Here is a 24021-nt window from a genome sequence, read left to right as displayed (position 1 = left end):
TCTTAATATGCGCTCCTTCCTTTTATTCATTCTTCTGCTAGTCACCGCCGCTTCGCTCATAGAGAATGCCCGAGGACAAGCTGCTGCTATCTCGGGCTCAGCTCAAACTGGAGTTGTCCTAACGAGGCTGTCACAGCCTACCTATCCTCCCCTGGCGCGAACAGCACGCATAACCGGTGACGTCGAGGTGAAGCTCGGAATTCGAAAAGACGGGAGTATTGAGTCGGCAGTTGCGATCAGCGGCCATCCCATGCTGCAACAGGCAGCATTGGACAGCGCCCAACAGTCACAGTTCGAATGCCGACAATGCAGCACTGAGGTAACACCGTACGTGCTCACCTACTCATTTGAGATTGCTGATGTCCCGCCTGCCGAGCAGGCGAAAACGATCATAGATGCCATCCAATCGGAGAACCGCGTGAGGGTGATTACTGAGCCCAGGCCCATTCATATTCAATTCGCCTACATTGGGGTGCGTTCCGCAAAGTGCCTTTACTTGTGGCGGTGCGGCTACCGCTGGGGCGGGGAAGACTACTATTACTATCGTGTTCATTCTGCCAAATGTCTGTATTTGTGGCGATGTGGCCTACGCCGTCGTGGCTAGGCTGTTCGCCTGATTATTGCTGGCGTGTTCACGAATTGTGGGTTGTGGTAAATCACGGTTTCGCGCTCACGTCAGAACATGATCTTTTTCCTGCCGTTTTGATGGATTTCGCGCAGAAAGGAGTCGTACTCCTCGCCGCAGAATCCGTAGCGCACACAAAGTTCTTCGGCCAGCCAGGCTTCCGGGACGCAGTTGCGATCAAGTTTACAATTCACGAAGAGATCAAAGGTGCCGTCGTCCCTTTTGACTACTTCGAGAGACTTGTCCTTGAATCGGTCTGAGTCTTTTCGAGTCCGGCTCATGTGACACCCAACAGAATTATGCGCGACGCGGCAGCAAGCGGCAAGTTCGAACGAGACCCTTTACCAGAGCTGGCGTACAAATTCCAGCGAGTTCATGAAGAACACACTTTGTCGTAAGAGAAGAATCCTTCCGGGGCGCCGCCCAGCTTGACCCGGTGGAGAGCCTTCGGTACGAGTAATCTGAAGAGCTACGCCGTCAACTACGCGCCCTAGACCGTGCAACTCTAAGAACTTCTCTTCCCCGCATTGACCTCACCACGCACGGATAATCGGCTGGCTCTGCGTTTCTCCATTTGAGTATGGGTGGGTATGGTTTTCGCCAGCGGTTATCCTTCTTCGGCAGGCGAAACAAATAACATTGCCCGGCTTTTTCATTGGACCTTTGTGTTCGCTCTGGGTTGAGATTCCATCGCGCTCTTCCGGTATTCTTGTTACTGACATCTGTGTAACCCTCTATGATCAATGGTGAGGCCCTGTGCGTGAACGTTTCATTCTCCTGGATTATTCATTATGGTTAATACCGAAGAACAGTGTCGCCGGGTCGAGAAAACGCCAGATTCTTCGCGCCAAAATACGGCGCTCAGAATGACAAAGATGCAAGCAGAATGGCGAGAGAATAAGCACAGTAATAGTTAAAACGGCATAATTTCATTCGGAAGCAAAAAACGCCGGGCTGGTTGGCCCGGCGTGTTTACTGTCACCGTTTATTTTTCGCTTCCCTGTTCTCCGTGAACCAGACCCCCCAGTACTGTTTCACCTTGCGCAGAGCTGCGAAAACTTTTGCTTCAACTTATTTTTCGCTTCCCGGCTTTCGTGAACCAGACCCCCCAGTACTGTTTCACGTCACTCGAGTTGCGAAAACTTTTACTTAATTTATTTTTCGCTCCCCGGCGTCGTGAACCAGACCCCCCAGTACTGTTTCACGCCGCTCGAGTTGCGAAAACTTTTACTTAATCTTAAAAAGGGCCCTGCAACCCTCCCCCTAAAAAGCCTGTGTTGCTGAGCCCCTTGCGAAAAGCTAGCATGGAACCAACCACTTCACTCTTCGCTAACTTCGTTCCCTCGGGGACTTTCGCTTGCTGCTATAGTCCCCCGCTTGGTCCAGGGTCTTTTAAACTTTTGCGGAGCCAGGAACCTAATTCACATTTAACCAGCCCCGCGTTTTACCTACTTCACCTACCCGACCGGCAGCTAATTTACCAGCGCCAGTCTCTCCAATTCCTCGGCAACCGCCTCGTCGTCACAGTTGGTTGCTTCCAGCCTGCCTATACAGGCCCGCGCAGCCTGGCGTGAAACTCCGTAACCCCGCGAGCGTAAGAACATCTCAATAATCTCGGCGCACTGCCAGCAATCGAACTCGGCTGCTTTTTCCTGGAGTGCATTGCGCAGCAGGGAAATATCTCCCGGAGAAAACATCTGCTGCACCTTGTGTTGCGTTCCACGCATGCTGCTCAGTTCCAAATTCTCCGTCAGTGTCGACTTGGCTTGCATTTTCTTTCCCTTTCCTGGGTTTAGTTCAGGGCCCGGAAGTTTTTTGGGCTTCCGGACCCTTTTGATTCGTCGTCCCAGAGAATCCAATTGCTTATGTAATAGCAATCCTTGAGCCAAACCCAAAGCCGCAACTATCTGATTGAAAATAAACAACTTAACATTCAATAGGTCTGAATTTAAGAAATCCAGCCCTTACTCTGTCTAATCCATAGACTCTCAATTCCATATTTGAGACAGTGCTGTTTTGGGAATGCCGGATATACCCTGCTAATTAGTGAATCAATGCCGCATTTCGCAACAGAGGAGGCCCGCCGTGAGCAGGCGAGTAGGGTGGAGCGCTACAGAAGCCCTTAGATTTCTACATTAACGGGCGGGCGGACGAAGCCTACAGGGAAAGGAGCAGTTTCAGTTTCCGGCTCCGGCATGACAAAACGCCGGCGCAAAGTAAAGCGCAGTTGGATCAGAGTCCAGATAGCAATCCATCCATCGGCGGACCGGATCTTCTTGCCTTCGTCGGCGGTGCGAGGATTGTAGTTGATGGGCACTTCGGCAATCCGTTCCCCGATCCGGCTTAACTTTGCCGTCACTTCCGGACAGAACTCAAAGCGGCGGCACTCCAGCTTAAGTTGCTGCAGTACAGAGCGCCGGAAAACTTTATAGCAGGTAGCTTCGTCGTGAATTCCGCAGCCGTAGAGCAGGTTGGCGAGGTGGGTAAGCAGCTTGGCGCCCAGGAAAAATCGCAAACCTCGCTCCGGACGGTCAGGCCGTACTCCATAAACCACATTGGCCTTGCCGGTCTCCAGCGGTTCGAGCAGCGCGGGATAATCCTGAGGGTTGTACTCCAAATCGGAATCTTGAATAAGGATGTATTCGCCCCTCGCATAACGCAACCCGGTCCGGATGGCCGCGCCCTTGCCGCAGTTTTGCCGGTGAAAAACCAGGGTAACACCCTGCTCCGGGGCCCGCTCCATGAGCCGCTCGCGCGTGCCGTCGGTCGAGCCATCATCCACAACGATGATTTCTTTGCTGACCGGAGAGGCCTGCACCTGGCGCAACAACTCATCGAAGTGGTCAACTTCGTTGTAGATGGGCACGATAACCGAGACGCACCCTTTCAGTTCGTCGGTGTCGGATATGAGCTGGTTGGTCCCGATTTCTGCAACTGGCATATTCATTGTCAGATACCCATATAGAAAAACGACCAACTAGTGTATCAGCCCCGGCATAAAACGACATGAAGCCCACAGAATTTTTAGACAACTAGTAAAGGAGACGCAAAAAAGGCCGGAGATCATCACTCCGGCCTTTTGGATTTGGTAATTGAGAGATCGAGAATTAAGAACTACTCAGCTGCTGAATTGAATTGAGCAGCAGCGACGTTGAGAAGGCAGAAAAGCCCGGGTCCCTCGACTCCGCTGCACGGCGTACGATCTGCCGAGTGCCACAAGCCGTTCCTCGCTGATGCACGGGGTGGTCAATTCTGAACAGTTGTCCAAAACCACGGATGTAATACTGCGGGTTGGTGCAAGGAGATCTCCCATGGACTTACAACAACTGATGGACCCCAACCTGATGATTGCATTCGCAGCCGTGGTCATCGTGGTCCTGGCTGGGCTTACATGGCTGTACGTGCGAAGACGCAGAGCTACTACTGCAGGTTTGCGCGAGCGTTTCGGGCCGGAGTACGAGCGGGCTGTAGAACAGCATGGGTCTGAACGAAAAGCCGAATCGAAGTTGGCGGAGCGTGAGAAGCGGGTTGAAGAGCTTAAGATCCGCGATCTCGATCCGACGGAACGGGAACGCTTTTCGAGCCAATGGAATTCAGTGCAGTCTCGCTTTATCGATTACCCGAAGGGGGTAGTCACCGAAGCCGACGAATTGGTGTCTTCCTTAATGAGAGCTCGTGGTTATCCCGTAGCCGAGTTTGATCAACGCGCCGCCGACATTTCTGTCGACCATCCCCGAGTGGCGGAGAATTACCGATCTGCTCATGAGATTGCATTGCAGCTGGGTAGAGGAGAAGCAAGCACCGAAGAGCTAAGAGCAGCGATGATCCACTACCGGTCCCTGTTCGAGGAGCTGGTGAAGGAACAAACTCCCGGTGGGAAAAAAGAAGCAGCGTAGATACGCGCTCTTAGTTCTGGAAGGCTGTATTTTTCGTCTAACGTAGTTTTTTTGTCTTCCAGTGTGCCCTGGGATGGCTGAATTCACCCAAAAGCGACTCAGGGCACGCTGTAGAGAATCGCACGAGCAAGAAACTCATGGCTCTTCAAAGTGTCGGCCGGTACGAGATCGTTAGCGAACTTGGGCGTGGCGCCATGGGTCTGGTCCATAAGGCCAAAGACCCCAACATTGGCCGGGTTGTCGCCCTCAAAACCATGCGGCTGGATGCCTATGGTGTAGACACCAAGGACATGCTGCGCCGGTTCAAGAATGAAGCGCAGGCCGTTGGTCTTCTCAACCATCCCAACATCGTAACCATCTACGACGCCGGCGAGCAAGACACTATCTTTTACATCGCCATGGAGTTTGTTGAGGGAACCACACTCCATCAGCTCTTGGCACAAAAGCGCGTCCTCTCGACAGACGAAATACTCAAGCTTACCCGCCAGATTTGTGCGGGGTTGGACTACGCCCATTCGCAGGGGATCATCCATCGCGACGTAAAGCCGGCCAACATCATGATTACCCCAAGTGGCACAGCAAAGATCATGGACTTCGGCATTGCCAAGACCGGGGGCGGGGTGACCAGCACCGGCCAAATCCTGGGGACGCCGAATTACATGTCTCCCGAGCAACTCCAAGGCAAGCAGTTGGACGGCCGTTCCGACTTTTTCAGCTTCGGCGTTTGCCTGTATGAAATGCTGACGGGTGAGAAGCCATTTACGGGAGATAACGTGACGACGATCATCTATAAGATCGTCAATGAAACGCCCACGGCGCCACGCGACCTGGATGTGACGATCCATCCGGGGCTGAGTTCCATCGTGACCGAGTCGCTGGCCAAGTCTCCGGACGAGCGCTATCAAACGGGCGCGGAGTTGGTGCAGGACCTGGAGAACTACAAGTCCTTCGTTCCCAAACGCGGCCTTACGACAGCAACCTCGGCGGCCACGGCGGCACAGTCGGCAAAGACGCTTGTGCTGTCATTAAAAGTTGCCGGCAGTGCGGTCCCTGCACCTGTCGCAAAAGCCCCGGTTGTACTGCCTGAGCCAGCTCAGGCGGCCAAAGCCAAGAACCGGAAAGGCATGCTCCTCGGGGCCACGGCGGCAGTGCTGTTGCTGGGATTGGTAGGAAGCCTGGTGTATTACGGTCACCGAGTCAAGCAATTGGAGGAAGCGCAAAGGCAGCAACAGCAACAAGCGCCGAGCGTACAGGTAACCAAACCTTCTGATACCGGTACGAACCAGAACGTACAGGTGAACGCTGCAACCCCTGTCTTGAATCCCGACCAAGAGCCGGAGCAAAAGAAGACCAAAGGGCAAGGGTCTCCCATCGGTGTTTCAGAGCAGCAGCACGAACTGCGTTTTGTTTCACAGCCGGAAGGCGCCAAAGTGGAAGTGGATGGCCGGTCGGAGCCTGCATGGGTAACGCCATTCAAAGCTGCCAGCCTGGCCTCTGGTCAGCATACAGTTGTTTTTTCGAAACCCGGCTACGCCCGGGAAACACGCATGGTGACCGTCGCCGCCGGCAAGAGCGAGCCTGTCTGGGTCCAGTTGAAACTGGTCGTATCCACAATCGATGTGAAAAGCATCCCGCCGAACGCCGCCATCTGGGTGGATGGCAAAGATACCGGCAAGAGCACCCCGGCACAGATCATCATCGCGGAAAAGGGCGTGCACACAGTCGAGGTGCGCAAGGCGGGCTTTAAAGAAGAATCGGTCTCTACCAGCCTTGCCGAAGGGCAGACCTATAGCTTCGCTCCGACGCTCGCTCTTGCGCAAGGCGGCTTCTGGCGGCACCTGCTGGGTGGTGAGCCTATCCCTGAGGGCAAAGGGGTCTTGCACGTACGGACGCGGCCAGAAGGAGCGACGATTATTCTTGACGGCCAAGTGGCCCTGAAGAAGACGGATTTGCGTTGGGCCCTGGACCCCGGCACCCATACCGTGGTCTTGCAGATGGACGGCTACAAAACCGCACAGCGCACGGTTGAGGTGGAAAAGGGCAAGATCAAGAGCGTTGACGAAATCCTGGAAAAGCAGGGGCCTTAGCCTATGACCCGGCTCATCATCTCTTCACCAGACAGCAAGAAGGGAATCCTGGAGCTTAACCGGCCGATCATCACCATCGGGCGAGGCAATGCCAACGACCTGGTGCTGAATGATTCCAGCGTCAGCCGTTTTCATGCGGTCATCAAGGTCCAGGACAACTCCGTTCTCATCGCCGACCGCGGAAGCACCAACGGCGTAGTCCTGAACGGCCAAAAGATCGCCCGCAACTCTGAAATGAAAGGCGGCGATGTTGCGCTCATCGGGAGATACGAACTCCGGCTTGAGACCCTGGACGACAGCGCCATCCAGGTGCGCCAGGTGGAATGGCCGTCCACGTTGAATCTGATCATGCGCGGCCGGGCGGACGCCACCAGCGCTATTCCGGTAGAGGACGTTGCCAAGGTCTCTATGCCTGAGCTGGCCGGGCGCCTCAAGAAACTGGAACACGAGAACTATCTTCTGACCGTGCTCTATGATGCGGGCAAGGCCCTGAACGCAAAGCTCTCCATTGATGACATCAGCGAACAGGTAATGTCACTGGCTTTCCGTATTGAAGGGGTGGAACGCGGCTTTATCATGCTCTTCAATGAAGCCGGAGAGGTGTTGCGCCAGAGCGAAGTCCGCTATCGCAATCCTGAACACTCCGGCGTCCAGCCGCAGATCATTCTCAGCAAGCGCGTCCTGGAGCTGGTCCGCAAGGAACAGCAACCCATTCTGATCCTGGATGTGAGCGCGGACGAACGCTTCGACGGTAGCGAGAGTATGCGCATCTCCGGGCTGCGCTCCGCCATGTGTGCTCCCTTGCTGGGCGGAAACCGCGTGTTCGGGATCCTCTATGTGGACAATCTCAAGAAGACCGCCGCGTTTACCCAGGAAGAGTTGAACGTGTTTGCCCTGCTGGCGGCGCAAACCGGTGCCGCCATTGACAATGCCATGGCCCACGAGAAGATCGCCCAGCAGGCGCTGCATCGGTCTGCCCTGGAGCGGTTCCTCTCGCCCGAGGTCGCGGAGATGGTGGTGGCCAATCCTGACATCCGGCTGGGTGGTGTCCATCAGAAAGTCACGGTCATGTTCGCCGACATACGCGGTTTCACCCCCATGAGCGAAAAGATGGACCCGGAGCAAGTGGTCGAAATCCTGAATGAGTATTTTACCTGCGTTACCGACGTGATTTTCGACAACGGCGGGACGCTCGACAAGTACATTGGCGATGCCGTGATGGCTGTGTACGGCGCTCCTATCTCCAAAGGAAACGACGTTGCCAACTGCGTTCAGTCAGCCATACAGATCCAGCGCCTGCTGATCGAGTTGAATCGCGATGCCGCCACGCGGCAGTGGCCGGAACTGCGTGTGGGAATCGGCATCAACACCGGCATCGTGACCGCCGGTAATATCGGCTCTCCGCGCCGCATTGATTACACGGTAATCGGCGATACGGTGAATACGGCCTCCCGTTTGACGTCGAATGCGGCCGGCGGTCAGATTTTGATCTCCGAATCCACCGCCTCGGAGTTGAGTGATGGATTTGTGCTCGCTCCGCTGCCTCCGCTGCGCCTCAAAGGCCGGACCGGGCCGGTCAACGTGTTTAACGTGAACTGGGAAGATCCAGCGAAAAAGCATATCAGTTGAATTAAATGGGCTGCGTTGGGTTTTTGAGAGGAGCACAAGCGCGGAGCGAAGAGGAGCGTTGCGGAACCCTTAGTTTTTAGGAAGAAAAAAGGCCGGAGCGATTATCTCCGGCCTTTTTGGATTTGGTAATTGAGAGAAATTGCTTACATTACCAAAGCCAACTTTTCCAATTCGCTTTGCAGGCTCTCAATGGAGCAGCCTGCGCCTTCGACTCGACTGGCCGCGGTGCGCGCCGCTTCCGGCGAAACACCATAGCCACGACCTACAAGAAACATCTGTAGCAATTCGGCGGCCTGCCAGTTATCGAGTCCTCCCTCTAGGAGCTCGTTCCGCAGGGCCGACATTTCAGATGTGGAAAATCTTTCTACCATCATAATGTCACCTCCCGACCCTTGCACCTCTACCACTACCACTTCTACAGCTACTACATTAGACACGCATGGACCGAATTTTGTTGCAGAAAAAATGTTAAGCATTGGTTACGAACGTAACTTTTCTTTACGCTTCTGCTTCGTGTGCAGGCAACCAATTTCATTTTCCCTTTCCCTTATCACCTCTACTCCAGATGTACGTTGCTGTGTTACTTATTGGATGCAGCCGCTGCAAAAACGTTACTTCACGGACTGTTAGTCGGTCATCTTGCTGATGTGCACCTCGAAGCCGGTGCTGGGCAACAGCGAGATCAACTCGAAGGTTTTGTAGCCGTCGCCAATAATCTCGGTGTGGCGGTATACACCTGGCTCGCTCTCTGAGATTTCATGGCGGCCCTCCAGTTGATCGATGTATTCCTGGGCCCCTTTAACGCTGACCGAATCCCCATTGGCGGCTGTGTTCAGGGCCTCAGAGGCATACGAGCGCACCAGCTTGGGCCAGTATTTTTCCAGCAGGGAAGTGCTGGCAAACAGGTCTGCCCAGATGATCCTGCCGTTAACTGCTACCACCACTCCCACTGCGTTGCGGGTCCGGAGCTCCTGGATTTCTTTTGCATAGGAATGCTCAATGGGCGCAGCAATCGCGTTCACGCGCTTATCTACCTCTTCGTTGTTCATGACCTGCGCGTAAGAAGAGGTCGCCTCGACCTCGGATTGGGCCGCGGGGGCCGAACTTAGCATGTCTGAGGCATTCGCTTTGGATTTGTTCACCTCGTTCCACACCCCGTTCTGGTCCTTTTTTGCCATGGCCTGATTTCGGACACTGGGTGCGACCATGAGCCCTCCCACTGCGCCAAAACTCTCTGATGTTCCCGTCCAGCGGTGGGGCTCAACGCAGAATACATTCAGATCAGACTCAGTCTCTGCCGGTACGATGCGGTCTTTGCCGACAATGCGGTCCTGCTTGCCGCCGGTTACTATCTCGCCTGCCAGCAGCAGCAACGGACGCTTCGAGTTATTGATGAGATAGAGCCGGTTCACCTCGGCGCCCTCCCCTCGCGGCGGATAGTAGGTATGGGGACGCCTCACCATGGGACGAACTCCACCATGCTCGGAGACCTCCACCTCGCCGCTGTGCAGGCCTTCATCCAGTGTCAAGAATTCGTGGGTATCGTGGGTGGTAGAGGCCACGACTGGGAAGATCGTCAAATTGCCGTGGGTAATAGGTGAAAGCACCTGGTAGCGGCTGCCCGTGGGAAAGCCAGCCTCAGCCGGGGTTGGCGGATAGAGCAGGGCTACCGCGAATAGAGCCATCCCTAGGGCAATGGCTGTGAAAACTAATAATTTGTTTTTGCGTGTCATAAATATCCTCCAGAAATTCTCGCCGGGGTCGCTTCTGGAGAAAGAACGCTGCAGCTCACGTTTCTTGCAAGCAGTGTGGCTTTAAATCTAAGGGCTCCGCAGCCAAAACAAGGCTGCTACGCTCGCGCGAGGCGGCGCTCGCTCCGCGCTCACCCGGTTCACCCCCTAGTTCCAAAGATAAAAGTGCATGCAGGCGGTTATTTCGAGATAATTCAGCTAGACAGCTTTGCTGTCAGAAGCATCCAAATTGAGATAACATCCAGAAACCCAGATGGTTAGCAAGGCCCAACCTGCGGTATCGGCGTGGAAGCGCACGCTCTTCACCGAGCTATTCAACCAGAGCGGCGCCGCCGGGTATGGCCTGTCCGCTGAGTCGTTCACAATCTGTTTGAACGAAGTGGTAGCCAAATATTTGCCTCCAGCAGCGCCGGAGGCCGAAATCCGGCAATTTGTTAAAGCCCTTAGAGTGGCAGAATTGGTCCTGGCCCGTGCCTGTGCGGCCGGCAACGAAGCTGCCTGGACCGAGTTTTTGAACCGCTACCGCGCGCCGCTTTACCAGGCGGCCCGGGCCATCGTTCGTGACGACACTCTCGGCCACGAGCTGGCCGATTCACTCTATGCCGATCTTTATGGAATACGCACGCGTGAAAATGCCGGCGCCGAGGTGCGGGTTTCAAAGCTCAACTTCTATATGGGACGGGGCTCACTGGAAGGCTGGTTGCGTACGGTTTTGGCGCAGGAGTATGTAAACCGCTATCGCTCGCAAAAACGTCTGGTAAGTATTGAGGAAGAAAATGAACAGGGCGCACAGTTTGCCGCCCCTACAAGCGAGCCGGTTGCGAGCGCAGACCCGCGTCTGGATGCCGCTACCGATTCCGCACTGGCGCAATTAGGGGTTGAGGACCGCTACATTCTGGCCTCATATTTTCTGGATGAAAGAACTTTGGCGCAAATTGCGCGCTCGCTGGGGGTGCATGAGTCCACCATCAGCCGCAAGGTGGAGCGCGTGGTCAAAGACCTGCGCAAGAAGATTGTGCAAGCACTGGTGCGCGGCGGAATGAGCCCCCGCGCTGCCGAAGAGGCCCTGGAATGCGATGTGCGTGACATGGCCCTCAACGTCAGCGAAAAGTTGCGCCCGCCTCCCGTGCAAGAAAGCGAGAGTAGATCGTTCCAAAGGATAGAAGGGGAAGATTAGGGAGTAAAGTAGTGGTGATGGCAGATCCGCGAAATTCGAAGATTATCGGTGCGCGTTTGAGAGTGGGCGCGATGGCGCCCTCTTCCGCCCATCCCGACCCTGATCTGCTTACCGCCTTTGCCGAGCAATCCCTGAACGAGGGGGAACGGGTAAAAGTTTTAGAGCATCTGTCGCAATGCACGGTTTGCCGCGATGTCGTATATTTTGCCCTGCCCGAGGAGCAGGCAGCGCCGCTTGAGGTGGTTAAAGCTCCAATCGTTAAAGCCCCACCCCAGGCCCGCTGGTTTGCGGGGAGACGGTTGCAGTGGGCAGCTCTTGCCGCGTCGCTCAGTATGATTGCGGCAGTAGCGATTTTCCTGAAGAACAATCCTGAACGCCTCGCCACTCCCGGGCAGGTGGCGCATGAGACTTCCGGTACCGAATCCGAAAAAGACTCGCGCACTGTGGCAGCCCCGCCGGCCAATACCGCCCCAGCTTCTGCGATTACAGACGAAATAGCTGGGAAAACAGATAACGGTGGCAGCAAAAAAACAGATAACGACCTTAGTAGAAGAGAGACTGCGGCTTTAAAGTCCTCGGAATCTCCAGAAAAATCCAAGGCGAGCCCCGGGGTTGCGGGAGAATTCGGCAGAGGTTCATTCGGTGCACTCGCCGGGTCTCGGGATGATCAGGCCAAGGCAGGCAGATTTAGCGATAAGGAAGCCAAACAAGTTCCCGGAGCCAAGAATGAACAGAAGGACGCAAATGGAGAAGCGTTGGCTTTTAGCGCGGGTAACCGCTTGTCAGAAGACAATAAGAGGTTGTTCGATCTTCGCCAACAGCAGACGACTCACGGCGGTCCTGCTGCCAACATGAACGCCATGAATAATAGCGGTCAGAACAATACGAACTTGAATTATTACGACCGCAATGGGAATGGCTATACCGCCAATGCACCTCCTCCTCCCGCTGCCCCACCTTCCCCGAGTGCTACTGGAGCTGCGATAGGCGGACCAGTTTCAACGGGGAGTCCTGACTCCCTGCAATCGTTTAAGGTTGACCAGGCTGAGTCCGCGAAACCGGCAGCGCAGGCAGCTCTCGCAAAGGTGGCTGCACCTGCACCAGCAACGCGGGCGGTAGTGCCGGCTGAGGAAGCACGTAATAGAAAGAAGCTGGAAACAATTCCTGCGCAGCCAACTCCTCAAGGAACAGAGGAGACGGTTGCTGTAGCAGGGCAAGCCCAGGAAGTTGCGACAAACGGTACATCTGCTGGCCTTATAGACCAGAATAAGACTGAGAATTTGCCGATCAGCCGAAACGCAATAAGCCTGATGACGCTCACCCCCGGTGTGGCCCGCACGACCGCTATCACAGGCTGGCGCATCTATCACGGCCAGGTACAGGCTCGAATCTACGGTTTATGGCACACCATAGCAGTGCGAACGCAGCAAGCTTTTAACCACCGTTCCGCTAATCCCAGTTCTGCCAGCACGGTTTCAGGGGGCGTTGTTTCAGCGAATGACAGTTCAACTAAGGTCGGCTCAACAACTGAAACCGTTGCAGTCGAAATGTCGCCTGTGGTTCCTCCGCAACGTTTCAGCAGTGTGTCGGCCGTGGGAAGCGACGTTTGGGCGGCACAGGCGGTTGGCAAGGGTCAAGCTTACGTCACTGTATATCATTCGCATGATGACGGCGTGACCTGGCAGCCTTCCCTTCTAGCCGGCACAGGTCTTCTCAAGCCTGAGGCTCACGTTACCATTGCATTCAAGGACGCTCAGCAGGGCGAGGTGGACCTTTCCACCGGCGAAAAGTGGCAGACCAGCAATGGCGGCGCACAGTGGAAGTTCGTGAAATAACCCATCCTCCACCCGGTTATAATTTCAAATTGAATGATCTCGGAAGATTTACTTGCGATTCTGGCTTGTCCTGAATGCCACAAAGAGCTGGTTTATAACCAGCAGGCGCAAACATTGAAATGCGGCGCCTGCCGGCGGGTGTATCCCATCCGCGATGGTGTTCCCGTTCTGTTGAAGGACCAAGCAGTTCAAGAAGAGTAAAGAATTAGGCATCTTTATGGTTTTTGTGCTCGATAATTACGACTCATTTACCTACAACCTGGTGCAATATCTCGGGGAGATGGGTGAACAGGTTGAGGTGCGCCGCAATGATCAGATTACGGTGCAGGAGCTTGAGCGCCTGCGGCCCAAGCAAATTGTCATCTCGCCCGGACCGTGCACGCCGCAAGAGGCCGGTATCAGCATCGAACTCATTCAGTATTTTGCCGGTAAGGTTCCGATTCTTGGTGTATGTCTTGGCCATCAAGCCATTGGTGCGGCTTTTGGCGGAAATATTATTCGCGCCAGGAAGTTGATGCACGGGAAAACCAGTCCCATTACGCATAGTGGCAAGGGTGTGTTTCACGGCTTGGAGTCTCCGCTGACGGCCACCCGTTATCACTCCTTGATTATTGATCGCCAGACAGTCCCTGCTGAATTAGAAATTACTGCCTGCACCCGGGAAGAAGATGGTACCGAGGTCATCATGGGTGTGCGCCACCGCAAGTTTCCCGTGGAAGGCGTGCAATTTCATCCGGAAAGTGTATTGACCCCTTGCGGAAAGCAGATGCTGAAGAACTTTATTGCTTCGGCTTGACTGAATATTACTTACGCCTATGGTTCGTGGCCCGGCAAATTACGCTGACTTTAGAGTTTACAATCCCGGGCATTCCATGGTCTTCCGCTGCTGTGGCGCAGTAATTCTGCTGGGACTGGCGCTCTTTCCTGTACGGCTGCCGGCGCAAGGCCCGCCGCCTCAAGGCGAATCGAACGTTGTGGGTGAAGTGTTCGCCTCCGATGCCAGCGTTCAGGGCTCAGTCATCTTTGCTTCTGGCGGCATGCGCCTGCTCTCCGGGTCAACCGTTTCAGCCGGAGCAGCGACCGCAACCGTGCGGCTCAAGCGTGGCGGCGAGGTGCGTGTCTGTCCTGGAAGCAATGTCCAGGTGAACTCAGTGGCGTCGCAAGGCCAGCAACGTGACCTTGTGTTGAGTCTCGATACGGGCATGCTGGAGGCGCATTACTCTCTGTCAGCCGGCAGCGATTCTGTGGTCACACCTGATTTCAGAATTACTCTCACCGGCCCGGGAGAGTTCCATGTAGCCATCGGCGCCGATGCCCACGGTAACACCTGCGTGCAGCCATTGCGCGGCAACAATTCCGCCATTATTGTGAATGAGTTGATGGGAGAAGGCAGCTACCAGGTTAAGCCTAACCTGGGTATGTATTTTCTTAGCGGTCGCGTGAAAGCGGCCGTAGCTGAGGTTCCTACCTGCGGATGTCCCGCGCCGGTCGAGCCGCGCCCCCTGGAAACGGCCCAGCAGCCGGCCACGCCAGCTTCGCCAGAGATCGCCCAGGCTGGCCCAACCCAGCCCATGGCTGATAGCGTAACTCGGCCGCTACCGGCGACCCGGCCGAATGATGTAAGCGTACAAGTGGACGCTCCTGTCGTATTCAATGCTGCCGACCCCGGACCTTCGCTCGAAATGGCGCAATTGGTGCAACTACCCCTCACTCAGGTGCCCTGGTTTTTTACCGACACGGTGGTTCCACCGCCAGTTGTCCAAGTAAGCGCACAACCACCCAGCAAACCCAAGGACAAAGAGAAGAAAAAAGGCTTTTTCGGTCGGTTGCGCGGAATGTTTGCCTCTATCTTTGGGAAATAGGCGCTTGCGCAGCTTAGAAAGGGCAAAAGAAAAGCTTTTTTGGACGGGCTTCGCGGAAATGGTTGCCTCTATATTTTTGGGAAATTAGGGCATCTGGGCAGCAGTCTTTCGTAATTTGTCAAAATCTTGTCTCTTCTGCCACACTATGGCCATCCAGGGGTTAGAATCGGGATACCAGCTAATATTACTTAACAAAAGGTTACGTATGGTTGCGGGCTTTAGGGTTATTTTTTTTACGTTTGGCAAATGCTTTTTGAAACCAAAACGGCTAAAATCGCGTCTATACTAGACTAGTATCCAAATCAGAGGGCATTAGGGAAGTTCATGGCGAGTTCCGCAATCAAGAGTAATTCCCCGTTACCGCCTGCGCCTGCACGGGGAAGAGAACCCGATATCTTGCCTTCGCTCTTTGGTGCTGGATACGGCACCTACCAGACCCGCCCCCGGAATTTCATACTTTCCTTTGTGTTGCACACCTTGGCTGTCGTTTTGATCCTGGTGATTACCACTTATGTTGCGCAACATCCTAAAGTAATCACTGATAATGTTTCAAAGGTAATTGATATCAGTGCCTACGTTCCCTCCTCGATTGGGGGGCCGTCTGGCGGCGGTGGCGGCGGTGGCGCACGAGAAAAACTGGAAGCCTCCAAGGGAGTCTTACCTAAATCTGCGCCCGATCAGATAACCCCTCCCACAGTGGTTGTACGCAATCTTGAACCTAAGTTACCGGTTCCGCCAACCGTGGTTGCTCCTCCCATGGTTGCTCCTGCGTTGCCGCAGATGGGTGATCCGCTGGCCTCAGTCGCGCCAGCCTCCAACGGTATCGGTTCAGGCAGCGGTATTGGAAGCGGTTCAGGTACAGGAGTGGGTTCAGGACGCGGTCCAGGCGTAGGCCCCGGCTGGGGTGGTGGCATGGGTGGTGGCGCTTACCGTGTAGGCGGCGGCGTCAGTGCTCCGCGCGCAATCTTCTCACCCGATCCTGAGTATTCGGAAGAAGCCCGCAAAGCAAAGTATCAAGGTGATGTGATTTTATGGGTAGTGATCGGCCCAGATGGCAAGGTGCACGACGTTAAAGTTGCCCGCACCCTGGGGTTAGGACTTGACGAAAAAGCCGTAGAGGCCGTCAAAAAATGGGTCTTCGAACCTGCCAAAAAAGACGGCCAGGCAGTCGCAGTACAATTGAACATTGATGTTACTTTCCATTTATACTGATTGGCTCAGTATACTGATTTAACTCTGAACAACTTATGCAGATCCCTACCAGCTCGGCGCCGCGGGCACAGCAGCATATTTTGCCGAGCCTTTTTGGGATCAATCATTCCAGTGCCGCCCGCTCCACCAAAATCCTCTGGTCGGTGGCCTTGCATGGATCAATACTTTTACTGTTGCTTTGGCTTAGTCAGGTAGCACTGTGGCGCATCAACAAGGCCAATACCACCCCTTATCACATATCGGCTGTGATCTTCGCTCCCAGCTCGAGTGGCGGCGGGGCGCATAGCCTGCTGGCGCCTTCACGCGGAGCGCTACCGCAGACTCGTCCACAGCAAATTACCCCGCCTACAACGCGAACTGTAGAGCGCCCGCCCTTGCCTATGGAACAGAGTATTGCGGCTCCTGTGATCAAAACCGACGACAAGCCGGTAGGAGATCCTTTTCACGGCGTGCTGGGCCTGCCTTCCGACGGGCCCGGACAGGGTGGTGGCATCGGCACCGGGTGCTGTGGCAGCATTGGTTCCGGCATCGGTGATTATCCCGCAGCCGGGAAGGGTGGCGTGTCAATTCCCAGGGTTATTTACGATCCTGACCCGGACTATACCGATGCAGCCCGCCTCAACAAGCTGCAGGGCACGGTGGGATTGTGGGTCATCGTGGGCGCAGATGGCCACGTACAAGATATTCACTTGCGGCGCGGCTTAGGATATGGCCTGGATGAACGAGCTATTGCCGCGGTCCGCACCTGGCGCTTCGAGCCGGCCCGCAAAGACGGGCAACCCATAGCCGTGCGAGTGAGTGTCGACGTGGATTTTCGGATGTATTGATTGCCAGTCAACGATCAGGATTTTATTTCTGCACGTCCTCTTATCTTTTTACCTCTTTAATAACCGGCCTGATTTTTTCAGTGGCGTTTTCGGCCGCTTCTTTGGCCGAGCCAACCCAGCCGCGTGCAGTTTCTGCCCACTCGGCGCCGCGCTCTTTCCACTCATCGGCCCGTTCGTTCAGCGTCTCCATAGCGTCCTCGTATTTGCGCCGCAACATGCGCCGGGTCTGGCGTCCGGAGCGCGGCGCCAGCAACAGGGCAGTCAGCGCGCCAGCTCCCACCCCGATCAACAGCAAGGTAATGCCCAGTCCTACTCCGCTGCCTCGTTGTTCGTTGGGTTCGCATTCGCTAGTATGTTCGTAGTTGGTCATGGGTCCTCCCAGTCAAAAAAACATTTAAGAAATCGTGGTCTTCCTGAAAGCGGGAGACCTTTCGCAGCCGTCTCTTCGGTCTTGCTCCACTGAATATTTAGAAAAGCGGCTTGCCCCAGGTGTTGTCCCATCAGCTAAGAAATATCTCAAATGAGGGCCCGGCAACTTAGGTGAATTGGCGGCGGGAGATGCGGTAGAATATAAGTTTGCCTCTGCTTCCGCGCCCTAACGCGGCCAGCCTGCAAAGATCCAAATCAGCGAGGAGAAGTTTGGAATGTCAATTCCAGCAACCCAGTTGCGCCCAGGGATGATCATCAAGCACAACAATGACCTGCATGCGGTCTTCAGCGTCGAGCACCGCACGCCCGGCAACCTGCGCGCCTTCATTCAAGCCAAGCTGCGCAACCTGCGCACTGGCGCCATGTTCGAGCACCGCTTCCGTTCGCCTGACCCAATTGACAAAATTGTGGTCGATGAGGTGGAAATGGAGTTCCTATACGCCGATGGCGGAGATTATTACTTCATGAACACCGAGACCTTCGAGCAACTCCACCTGAACAAGGATGTGCTGGGAGACTCCACTGACTACCTCACGCCCAACCTCCAAATCAAAATAGAGTTTTATGACGGCAAGGCCGTGGGCGTGGAACTTCCGCAAATTGTGGAGCTGACCGTCGTCGAAACCGAACCTGGGTTGAAGAGTGCTACCGCCAGCAGCGTTACCAAGCCCGCCAAGCTCGAAACCGGCGTGGTGGTGCAGGTGCCTCCGTTCATTAATGAAGGCGAAAAAATCCGCGTGGATACCGCCGAAGGCGCATATCTGTCGCGAGCATAGCTCAAATGGGTGAGCGCGAAGCGAGCGCCGGATCGCGCGAGGGCGCAGCAGCGGAACGAAGTGAAGCGTTGCGGAGCCCTTAGATCAAAGCCATGGCGAGCAACCTGATCACAAAGCGTTATGTGGTTCGCGGCCGGGTGCAGGGAGTGGGCTTCCGCTGGTTTGTGCAGCGGGAAGCCGAAGCGCTGGACCTGTCAGGCTGGGTGCGCAATACTCCCGATGGTGCTGTAGAAGTTCTGGCCAGCGGCAGCGAGCAGCAACTTGCTGCTTTGGAGGCCAAACTCAAACAGGGTCCCAGGGCCGCTCGCGTAGACGGCGTGGAAGAGAGCGTGGCCCAGGCGCCTCCAAATCTCAGAAGCTTCCACATTGAAGGTGCCTGGTAAACTGAAAAAATTGTAGTTGCGGGCTTTGTGACAATGTTTAATCGGCAATGATATAAGAGTTCGAAACTGAACATACATCCAGGAGCGTAAAACGAATGCAAACCAAGGCCGTGACAAATTGTGACCATTTAAAGAAACTGATTCGCGAAGTCCCGGACTTCCCCAAGAAGGGCATTCTCTTTTACGACATCACGACGCTGCTCAAAGACAAGCTGGGGTTTGCTACGCTGATTGACGCTCTCTCCGAGTATTACCTCAACCGGAATATTGATCTGGTGCTGGGCATCGAAGCGCGCGGCTTTATCTTCGGACCAGCCCTGGCCTACCGCCTGAACGCGGGCTTTGTGCCCGTGCGCAAACCCAAGAAGCTTCCCGCCGAGACCGCCAAGGTGACCTACGACCTGGAATACGGCAGCGACACACTGGAAGTGCACAAAGATGCCATCCGCCCCGGCCAGAGAGTGCTGATTGTGGATGACCTGCTCGCCACCGGCGGTACAGCTTGCGCAACCGTGCAACTGGTCAAATCCCTGGGTGGAGAGATTGCAGGCCTGGGGTTCGTGGTTGAACTCGACTTCCTGAAAGGCCGCGACAAGCTGGCTCAACACGATGTTTTTGCTCTGCTGCACTACGACCAGTAGCCGTTGAATCACTAATAGCCGTTGAATCAATGATGAATTCGGGCTACTATTCGGACTAGACATGGCTAAAGCGAAGAAATTCGAGTTTGAGAATCCATCTCTCGCCGTTGACGATGAAGATGCAGAGACCTTGGCCGCCATTGATGAAGGTATCCGTGACGCTGAGGCTGGCCGAACCATACCTGCCGAAGAAGTCCGTAAGCTCTTGCCAAAGTGGATTACCGCCTCCTCTACACGCAAAGGGCGCTGAACGATCTTGCTGAAATCATCGGCCACATCGCCTCCGATGACCCAGAGGCGGTTTTCCGTTTTGGCAGCTCTTTGTTAGACCACGTTAATCTGCTGACTCGCTTTCCACGCATGGGCGGCATTGTTCGAAAACGGTCGCGAGTGCGAAAACTGCTGCATAGCCCAATTCTGGTTTATTACGAAGATCACGAAGATAAACGCCTGATAGAAATTTTGCACTTTCGCCATGGAGCGCGGAAGCAACCGAAGTCTGAAATCAATCCAAAACGTGGTTAACAGCGCAGTTGAGGTAGCATGGAAGCTTATTTACAAGCCCACTGCCGCCCGCATATAGTTAGTAGCCAATATCTCCCGCCGAGGCTTAGGACGAGCGGACAGATTGCAAGTTTTTCTGGCCAGGCGGAATAAGGTTTAGCTTGAATCCAACTGCCGCACACAAGAGCGCTGCCGGCCCCAAGGCCACACGCAAAGATTACGTCACCGCTTTTGGACAAGCCGTGACGCGGTTTAACTCCAAGGATTCAGGCGATAAAGTTTTGTCGTTGGTTCCCGAACTCTTGGTGGCTGATTTCGAATCGCTGCGCTCCGAGCTTTGGCTGTGGGATAGCGCCTCCAACTCAGCACGCCTGGCTCATGCTGCAGGAGTAGAAGGCGAAAAACAACGCCAAAACGCCGTCTTCGGCAAGGGAGCGATCGGCAAAGTGTTGGAAGCTCGCCAGTCTCTCGTGAGCAAGGCGTTGAATTCTTTCCCTGGCCCTGGCTCTGATCCGGAATTTGCTTCTCGCACTGGGTTGCATACCATTTCTGCTTATCCCCTGATTGTTCGCGGCGAGTTGATCGGTGTTCTGGCCAATTACACCAAGGAGTTGCCCGATCCAGAGCTGCTGAGCTGGTGGCAGCTCTACTCCGAAGTTTGCAGCGTGGCCGTACAAGAAGCGATCAGTTCCGCCGAGAGCCGCAAGACCATTACTCAACTCTCGCTCTTGTTCGAAGCTACCCGCCTGCTCAATTCCACCCTTGATCTTGCCGAGCTGTTGGAATTGATTCTTAAGCTTGCTCGCACCGAACTGAAAGCCGACCGTGGGTCGGTGTTCCTGGCAGATCATAAGACGAAAGAGCTGTGGTCCATCGTGGCTTCCGGCCTCGAGCATGAAGAGATTCGCATACCTGTAGGCCGCGGTGTGGCGGGCACGGTGGCGCAGACGGGCGAGATCATCAATGTGGAAGACGCCTACAGTCTCCCTTACTTCGATTCCAGCTATGACAAGAAGTTTGGTTACACCACACGTTCATTGCTCTGCCTGCCGATCCGCCATTTTGATGGACAAGTCGTCGGTGTGATCCAGTTGCTCAACAAATGCGGCAGCAGCAAATTCACCAGCGATGATGTTGATTTCCTCAACAAACTTTCCGGCCACATGGCCATGGCACTGGAAAAGGCGCGCCTGCATCGCGAAATCGTGGAGAAGCAACGCCTGGAAAAAGAAATGGCGCTGGCGCGGAACATCCAGAGGAGCCTGCTGCCTGAGGCCCCACCGGTGGTCCCCGGATACGAACTCGCCGTTCTGAATGAACCTTGCTTTGAAGTAGGGGGCGACTACTATGATTTTCTCAACCTGGGACCGCAGACCCTGCTGCTGGTGATTGCCGATGTCGAGGGCAAGGGCGTCTCCTCGGCGTTGATCATGAGCAATCTGCAGGCGACCTTGCGTGCCCTGGTGATGCATTTGCACTCGCTGGAGGTCCTGGCGCTCTCTCTGAACGAGATGATCTACAACGACACCAAATCTGAAAAATATCTGAGCATCTTTCTCGGTTTGGTGGATACACGCCGCGGCGGCCTGCATTACATTAACGCCGGCCACGTTCCGCCCATTCTGATCAACGGTGAGACCGGCGCGTACAAGCTCTTAGAGGAGGGCGGCACTGTGGTGGGATTGTTCCCTCACACCGAATACAATCGCGGATCGGCAACTCTTGCGCCCGGCGATGTGCTGGTCTGCTGCACCGATGGAATCCTCGAAGCCATGAATGCCAAAGAAGATGAATACGGCAACGAGCGCCTGGCAGAGTGCGTGGCCCGCCATCGCACCAAACCGGCGCAAGCCATCGTGGATGCCGTGCAGGCGGAAGTCAACGAATTCTCGCGCAGCGGAACTCACATAGACGACAAAGTCCTGATGATTGTGAAGGTGGTCAAGGCAGGATTGCTGGAAGCCGCCTCCACTAAAAAAATCAATTAGGCTGCTGGTAACGATTATTCTTTTCGTACGTCTACACTCTGATAGGCTTGGCCGAAGACCCCCAAACAGCTACGGTTTACAGACACATTACATTAGGCATAGACTTTCAATTTTGCTTAACCTTCCCGGCAATAAAGCTAACGACAAAAGAGGCGAGGATAAAGATATGCGTTGGAAAATTTTTTTCGCAGTAACTCTCCTGAGCATTGCAACCGCGGTCGCGCAGAGTGGAGGCGCGGCCAATCAGAACTCATCCAAGAGTTCTTTCACCGCCAGCCCTGGCGAGATGGCTTCGCAAGCCTCTGCGCCGGCTTCCAACCCGGTCGCACGTCCCAAATCTTTTGATCTCGGGGCCATGGATAAATCCGTGGACCCCTGCGAAGACTTCTTCGAATATGCTTGCGGAACATGGCGCAAGAACAATCCCATTCCGGCGGACCAGGCGCGTTGGGGCCGTTTTAATGAATTGGCCGAATACAACCGCCAGCTCCTGCACGAGATCCTGGAAAAAGCTTCCACCAACGGTCCCAAACATGACCCGGTCACGCAGAAGATCGGCGATTTTTATGCGTCCTGCATGGATGAAAAGACCGTCAACGCGCAGGGCAGCGCCCCAGTCAAGCCACTGCTCGATCGCATCGCCGCCATTTCCAATAAAGACGAACTGGTGAAAACCATCGCGTACATGCACTCTCTGGGTATCAACGCACTCTTCAACTTTGGCGCCCAGCCTGATTTGCACAATGCCAGCATGCAGATTGCCGGCGTGTTTCAAGGTGGGCTCGGACTTCCCGACCGCGATTACTACATCAAAGATGATCCCAAGTCGCAAGAGGCCCGCGAGAAATATCAGGCGCACGTCACCAACATGCTGAAGCTCCTCGGCGATGACGATGCCACCGCGCAAAAAGAGACCCAGACTATTATGGCCATTGAGACCAAGCTGGCCCAGGCTGAGTTTGATCGGGTGAAGATGCGCAATCCCGAGAACCGCGACCACAAAATGGCAGTCACGCAACTGGCTACGCTGGCTCCTAACTTTGAATTCCCGCGTTTCTTTGCGTCTACGGGCGCACCGTCATTTACCGATGTCAACGTGGCTCCTCCCGATTTCTTCAAACAGGTGAATGGAGTAATTGATTCCGTGCCGATTGACGATTGGAAAGCATATCTGCGATGGCACGCCGTTCACTCCGTTGCTCCCACGCTTTCCCAACCCTTCGTCGAGGAAAACTTCAGCTTCTATGGGAAATATCTCTTAGGCCAGAAGGAGCTTCAGGCGCGATGGAAACGCTGCGTCCTGTTGACCGATCAACAACTGGGAGAAGCGCTGGGCCAGCTTTATATCGCCCAGGCTTTTGGCAAAGAAGGCAAGGACCGCATGTTGAGGATGGTGAACGCCCTGGAGGAAGCTCTGGGCTCCGATATCCAGGACCTGCCCTGGATGACCGCGGACACCAGGAAACAGGCGGAAGTGAAGCTGAAGGCCATCACCAACAAGATCGGCTATCCCGACAATTGGCGCGACTACAGCAAGGTAAAGATTGTGCGTGGCAATCTGTTGGGCAACTTCTGGCAGGCACGCTCTTTTGAGATACGCCGTGACTGGAACAAGATTGGCAAGCCGCTCGACAAGAAAGAATGGGGAATGACACCGCCAACCGTGAATGCCTATTACAGCTCGTCGGAAAACGATATCAACTTTCCCGCCGGCATCTTGCAGCCGCCATTCTTCGATCAGGCTGAAGACGACGCCGTGAACTTTGGCGGCATCGGCGTGGTGATTGGCCATGAGTTGACGCATGGTTTTGACGATCAAGGCAGCAAATTTGATGGCAGCGGCAACCTGACCAACTGGTGGACCGAAGCCGATCGGAAAGAATTCGACAAACGTACTGGTTGCATCGCTGACGAGTACAGCTCATTTAATCCTGTGGCTGATGTTCATCTCAATGGCAAGCTGACACTGGGCGAAAACACCGCCGACAATGGCGGTCTGCGCATTGCCTTGATGGCCCTGCGCAAGGCCTTGGCTGCGGATCCCAATAACCCCGCGAACCAAAACAAAAACGGCTTTACTCCTGAGCAGCGCTATTTCCTGGGATTTGCCCAGGTCTGGTGTGAAAATCGCACAGAAGAAAGTCAGCGGTTGTTGGCTAAAACTGATCCGCATTCTCCAGGACGTTACCGTGTAATCGGGTCGGTGCAGAACAGTGCTGATTTCCAGAAGGCCTTCAGTTGCAAGTCTGGCCAGAAGATGGTCAGTGAGAACGCCTGCCACGTCTGGTAGTTGTTGTTCTCTCAAACTGAAGGACCCACAAGTTAAATAACAAGCAGCCTGCATTCGACATCCATACAGGATGGGATGCAGGCTTTTTCTTGTTGTTTACGGCCCCGGG

Annotated in this window: 24 protein-coding genes; 18 read left to right on the top strand and 6 right to left on the bottom strand. The window is 54.8% G+C overall.

Translation table 11 applies throughout. From position 1 onward, the window contains the following. The first annotated feature begins 7 nt into the window (after positions 1-7). On the top strand, positions 8-604 hold the full coding sequence (locus VK738_20165) for an energy transducer TonB (protein ID HTD24978.1): 597 nt from the start codon (positions 8-10) through the stop codon (positions 602-604). Positions 605-675: 71 nt separating this feature from the next. Here VK738_20165 and VK738_20160 read toward each other — a convergent pair whose 3' ends face one another. The 3 genes from VK738_20160 to VK738_20150 form a co-directional block, all read right to left on the bottom strand. Next, positions 676-906, bottom strand: coding sequence for a hypothetical protein (locus tag VK738_20160; GenBank protein HTD24977.1), 231 nt, complete (start codon positions 904-906; stop codon positions 676-678). Positions 907-2097: 1191 nt separating this feature from the next. Further along, positions 2098-2397 (bottom strand): hypothetical protein, encoded by a 300-nt coding sequence (locus VK738_20155; protein ID HTD24976.1) that lies wholly within the window; start codon positions 2395-2397, stop codon positions 2098-2100. 350 nt (positions 2398-2747) lie between these two features. After that, positions 2748-3566 (bottom strand): glycosyltransferase family 2 protein, encoded by an 819-nt coding sequence (locus VK738_20150; GenBank protein HTD24975.1) that lies wholly within the window; start codon positions 3564-3566, stop codon positions 2748-2750. 370 nt (positions 3567-3936) lie between these two features. Here VK738_20150 and VK738_20145 point away from each other — a divergent pair, with 370 nt between their 5' ends. The 3 genes from VK738_20145 to VK738_20135 all read left to right on the top strand — a co-directional run bounded on the left by VK738_20145 (position 3937) and on the right by VK738_20135 (position 8237). Continuing rightward, on the top strand, positions 3937-4521 hold the full coding sequence (locus tag VK738_20145) for a hypothetical protein (protein ID HTD24974.1): 585 nt from the start codon (positions 3937-3939) through the stop codon (positions 4519-4521). Positions 4522-4658: 137 nt separating this feature from the next. Continuing rightward, a complete protein-coding gene (locus tag VK738_20140; GenBank protein ID HTD24973.1) occupies positions 4659-6608 on the top strand; it encodes a serine/threonine-protein kinase in 1950 nt (649 codons plus the stop codon). 3 nt (positions 6609-6611) lie between these two features. Beyond that, positions 6612-8237, top strand: coding sequence for an adenylate/guanylate cyclase domain-containing protein (locus VK738_20135; protein HTD24972.1), 1626 nt, complete (start codon positions 6612-6614; stop codon positions 8235-8237). A 143-nt stretch (positions 8238-8380) separates the two neighbouring features. Here the strand turns inward: VK738_20135 and VK738_20130 are convergent, their stop codons facing one another. Both VK738_20130 and VK738_20125 read right to left on the bottom strand, forming a co-directional pair. Beyond that, complete coding sequence (locus tag VK738_20130; GenBank protein HTD24971.1) at positions 8381-8611, bottom strand: hypothetical protein; 231 nt, start codon at positions 8609-8611, stop codon at positions 8381-8383. 252 nt (positions 8612-8863) lie between these two features. Next, on the bottom strand, positions 8864-9970 hold the full coding sequence (locus VK738_20125; protein HTD24970.1) for a DUF6569 family protein: 1107 nt from the start codon (positions 9968-9970) through the stop codon (positions 8864-8866). A gap of 271 nt (positions 9971-10241) precedes the next feature. Between VK738_20125 and VK738_20120 the strand changes: the two genes are divergently transcribed. The 7 genes from VK738_20120 to VK738_20090 all read left to right on the top strand — a co-directional run bounded on the left by VK738_20120 (position 10242) and on the right by VK738_20090 (position 16901). Then, positions 10242-11165: a sigma-70 family RNA polymerase sigma factor gene (locus VK738_20120; GenBank protein ID HTD24969.1), complete on the top strand. Its 924-nt coding sequence runs from the start codon at positions 10242-10244 to the stop codon at positions 11163-11165. Positions 11166-11182: 17 nt separating this feature from the next. Then, entirely contained in the window at positions 11183-13000 is a 1818-nt protein-coding gene (locus VK738_20115) for a hypothetical protein (GenBank protein HTD24968.1), read from the top strand. 33 nt (positions 13001-13033) lie between these two features. After that, complete coding sequence (locus VK738_20110) at positions 13034-13201, top strand: Trm112 family protein (GenBank protein HTD24967.1); 168 nt, start codon at positions 13034-13036, stop codon at positions 13199-13201. 16 nt (positions 13202-13217) lie between these two features. Then, on the top strand, positions 13218-13796 hold the full coding sequence (locus VK738_20105; GenBank protein HTD24966.1) for an aminodeoxychorismate/anthranilate synthase component II: 579 nt from the start codon (positions 13218-13220) through the stop codon (positions 13794-13796). Positions 13797-13872: 76 nt separating this feature from the next. After that, positions 13873-14862 (top strand): hypothetical protein, encoded by a 990-nt coding sequence (locus VK738_20100; GenBank protein HTD24965.1) that lies wholly within the window; start codon positions 13873-13875, stop codon positions 14860-14862. A gap of 324 nt (positions 14863-15186) precedes the next feature. Continuing rightward, positions 15187-16074, top strand: a complete 888-nt coding sequence (locus VK738_20095; GenBank protein HTD24964.1) for an energy transducer TonB — start codon at positions 15187-15189, stop codon at positions 16072-16074. Between the two features lie 35 nt (positions 16075-16109). Beyond that, positions 16110-16901 carry a TonB family protein gene (locus tag VK738_20090; protein ID HTD24963.1) on the top strand — a complete coding sequence of 264 codons (792 nt, stop codon included), beginning with the start codon at positions 16110-16112 and terminating at the stop codon, positions 16899-16901. Positions 16902-16941: 40 nt separating this feature from the next. Here the strand turns inward: VK738_20090 and VK738_20085 are convergent, their stop codons facing one another. Beyond that, positions 16942-17271: a YtxH domain-containing protein gene (locus tag VK738_20085; GenBank protein HTD24962.1), complete on the bottom strand. Its 330-nt coding sequence runs from the start codon at positions 17269-17271 to the stop codon at positions 16942-16944. A gap of 274 nt (positions 17272-17545) precedes the next feature. On the opposite strand from VK738_20085, the gene efp reads away from it, so the two are divergent. The 7 genes from efp to VK738_20050 all read left to right on the top strand — a co-directional run bounded on the left by efp (position 17546) and on the right by VK738_20050 (position 23912). Continuing rightward, complete coding sequence (gene efp / locus VK738_20080) at positions 17546-18106, top strand: elongation factor P (protein ID HTD24961.1); 561 nt, start codon at positions 17546-17548, stop codon at positions 18104-18106. 92 nt (positions 18107-18198) lie between these two features. Next, positions 18199-18489, top strand: coding sequence for an acylphosphatase (locus tag VK738_20075; protein ID HTD24960.1), 291 nt, complete (start codon positions 18199-18201; stop codon positions 18487-18489). 95 nt (positions 18490-18584) lie between these two features. After that, complete coding sequence (locus VK738_20070; protein HTD24959.1) at positions 18585-19130, top strand: adenine phosphoribosyltransferase; 546 nt, start codon at positions 18585-18587, stop codon at positions 19128-19130. 61 nt (positions 19131-19191) lie between these two features. Continuing rightward, positions 19192-19380, top strand: a complete 189-nt coding sequence (locus VK738_20065) for a hypothetical protein (GenBank protein HTD24958.1) — start codon at positions 19192-19194, stop codon at positions 19378-19380. Beyond that, complete coding sequence (locus VK738_20060) at positions 19344-19655, top strand: type II toxin-antitoxin system RelE/ParE family toxin (protein ID HTD24957.1); 312 nt, start codon at positions 19344-19346, stop codon at positions 19653-19655. The genes VK738_20065 and VK738_20060 overlap by 37 nt, the downstream gene beginning before the upstream one ends. Before the next feature lie 140 nt (positions 19656-19795). After that, positions 19796-21622 carry a GAF domain-containing SpoIIE family protein phosphatase gene (locus tag VK738_20055; GenBank protein HTD24956.1) on the top strand — a complete coding sequence of 609 codons (1827 nt, stop codon included), beginning with the start codon at positions 19796-19798 and terminating at the stop codon, positions 21620-21622. Positions 21623-21788: 166 nt separating this feature from the next. Then, positions 21789-23912 (top strand): M13 family metallopeptidase, encoded by a 2124-nt coding sequence (locus VK738_20050; GenBank protein ID HTD24955.1) that lies wholly within the window; start codon positions 21789-21791, stop codon positions 23910-23912. Positions 23913-24021 lie beyond the last annotated feature (109 nt).

Source organism: Terriglobales bacterium, assembly GCA_035487355.1.
GTDB lineage: Bacteria > Acidobacteriota > Terriglobia > Terriglobales > Acidobacteriaceae > QIAW01.
This window is presented reverse-complemented; position numbering and strand designations above follow the sequence as displayed.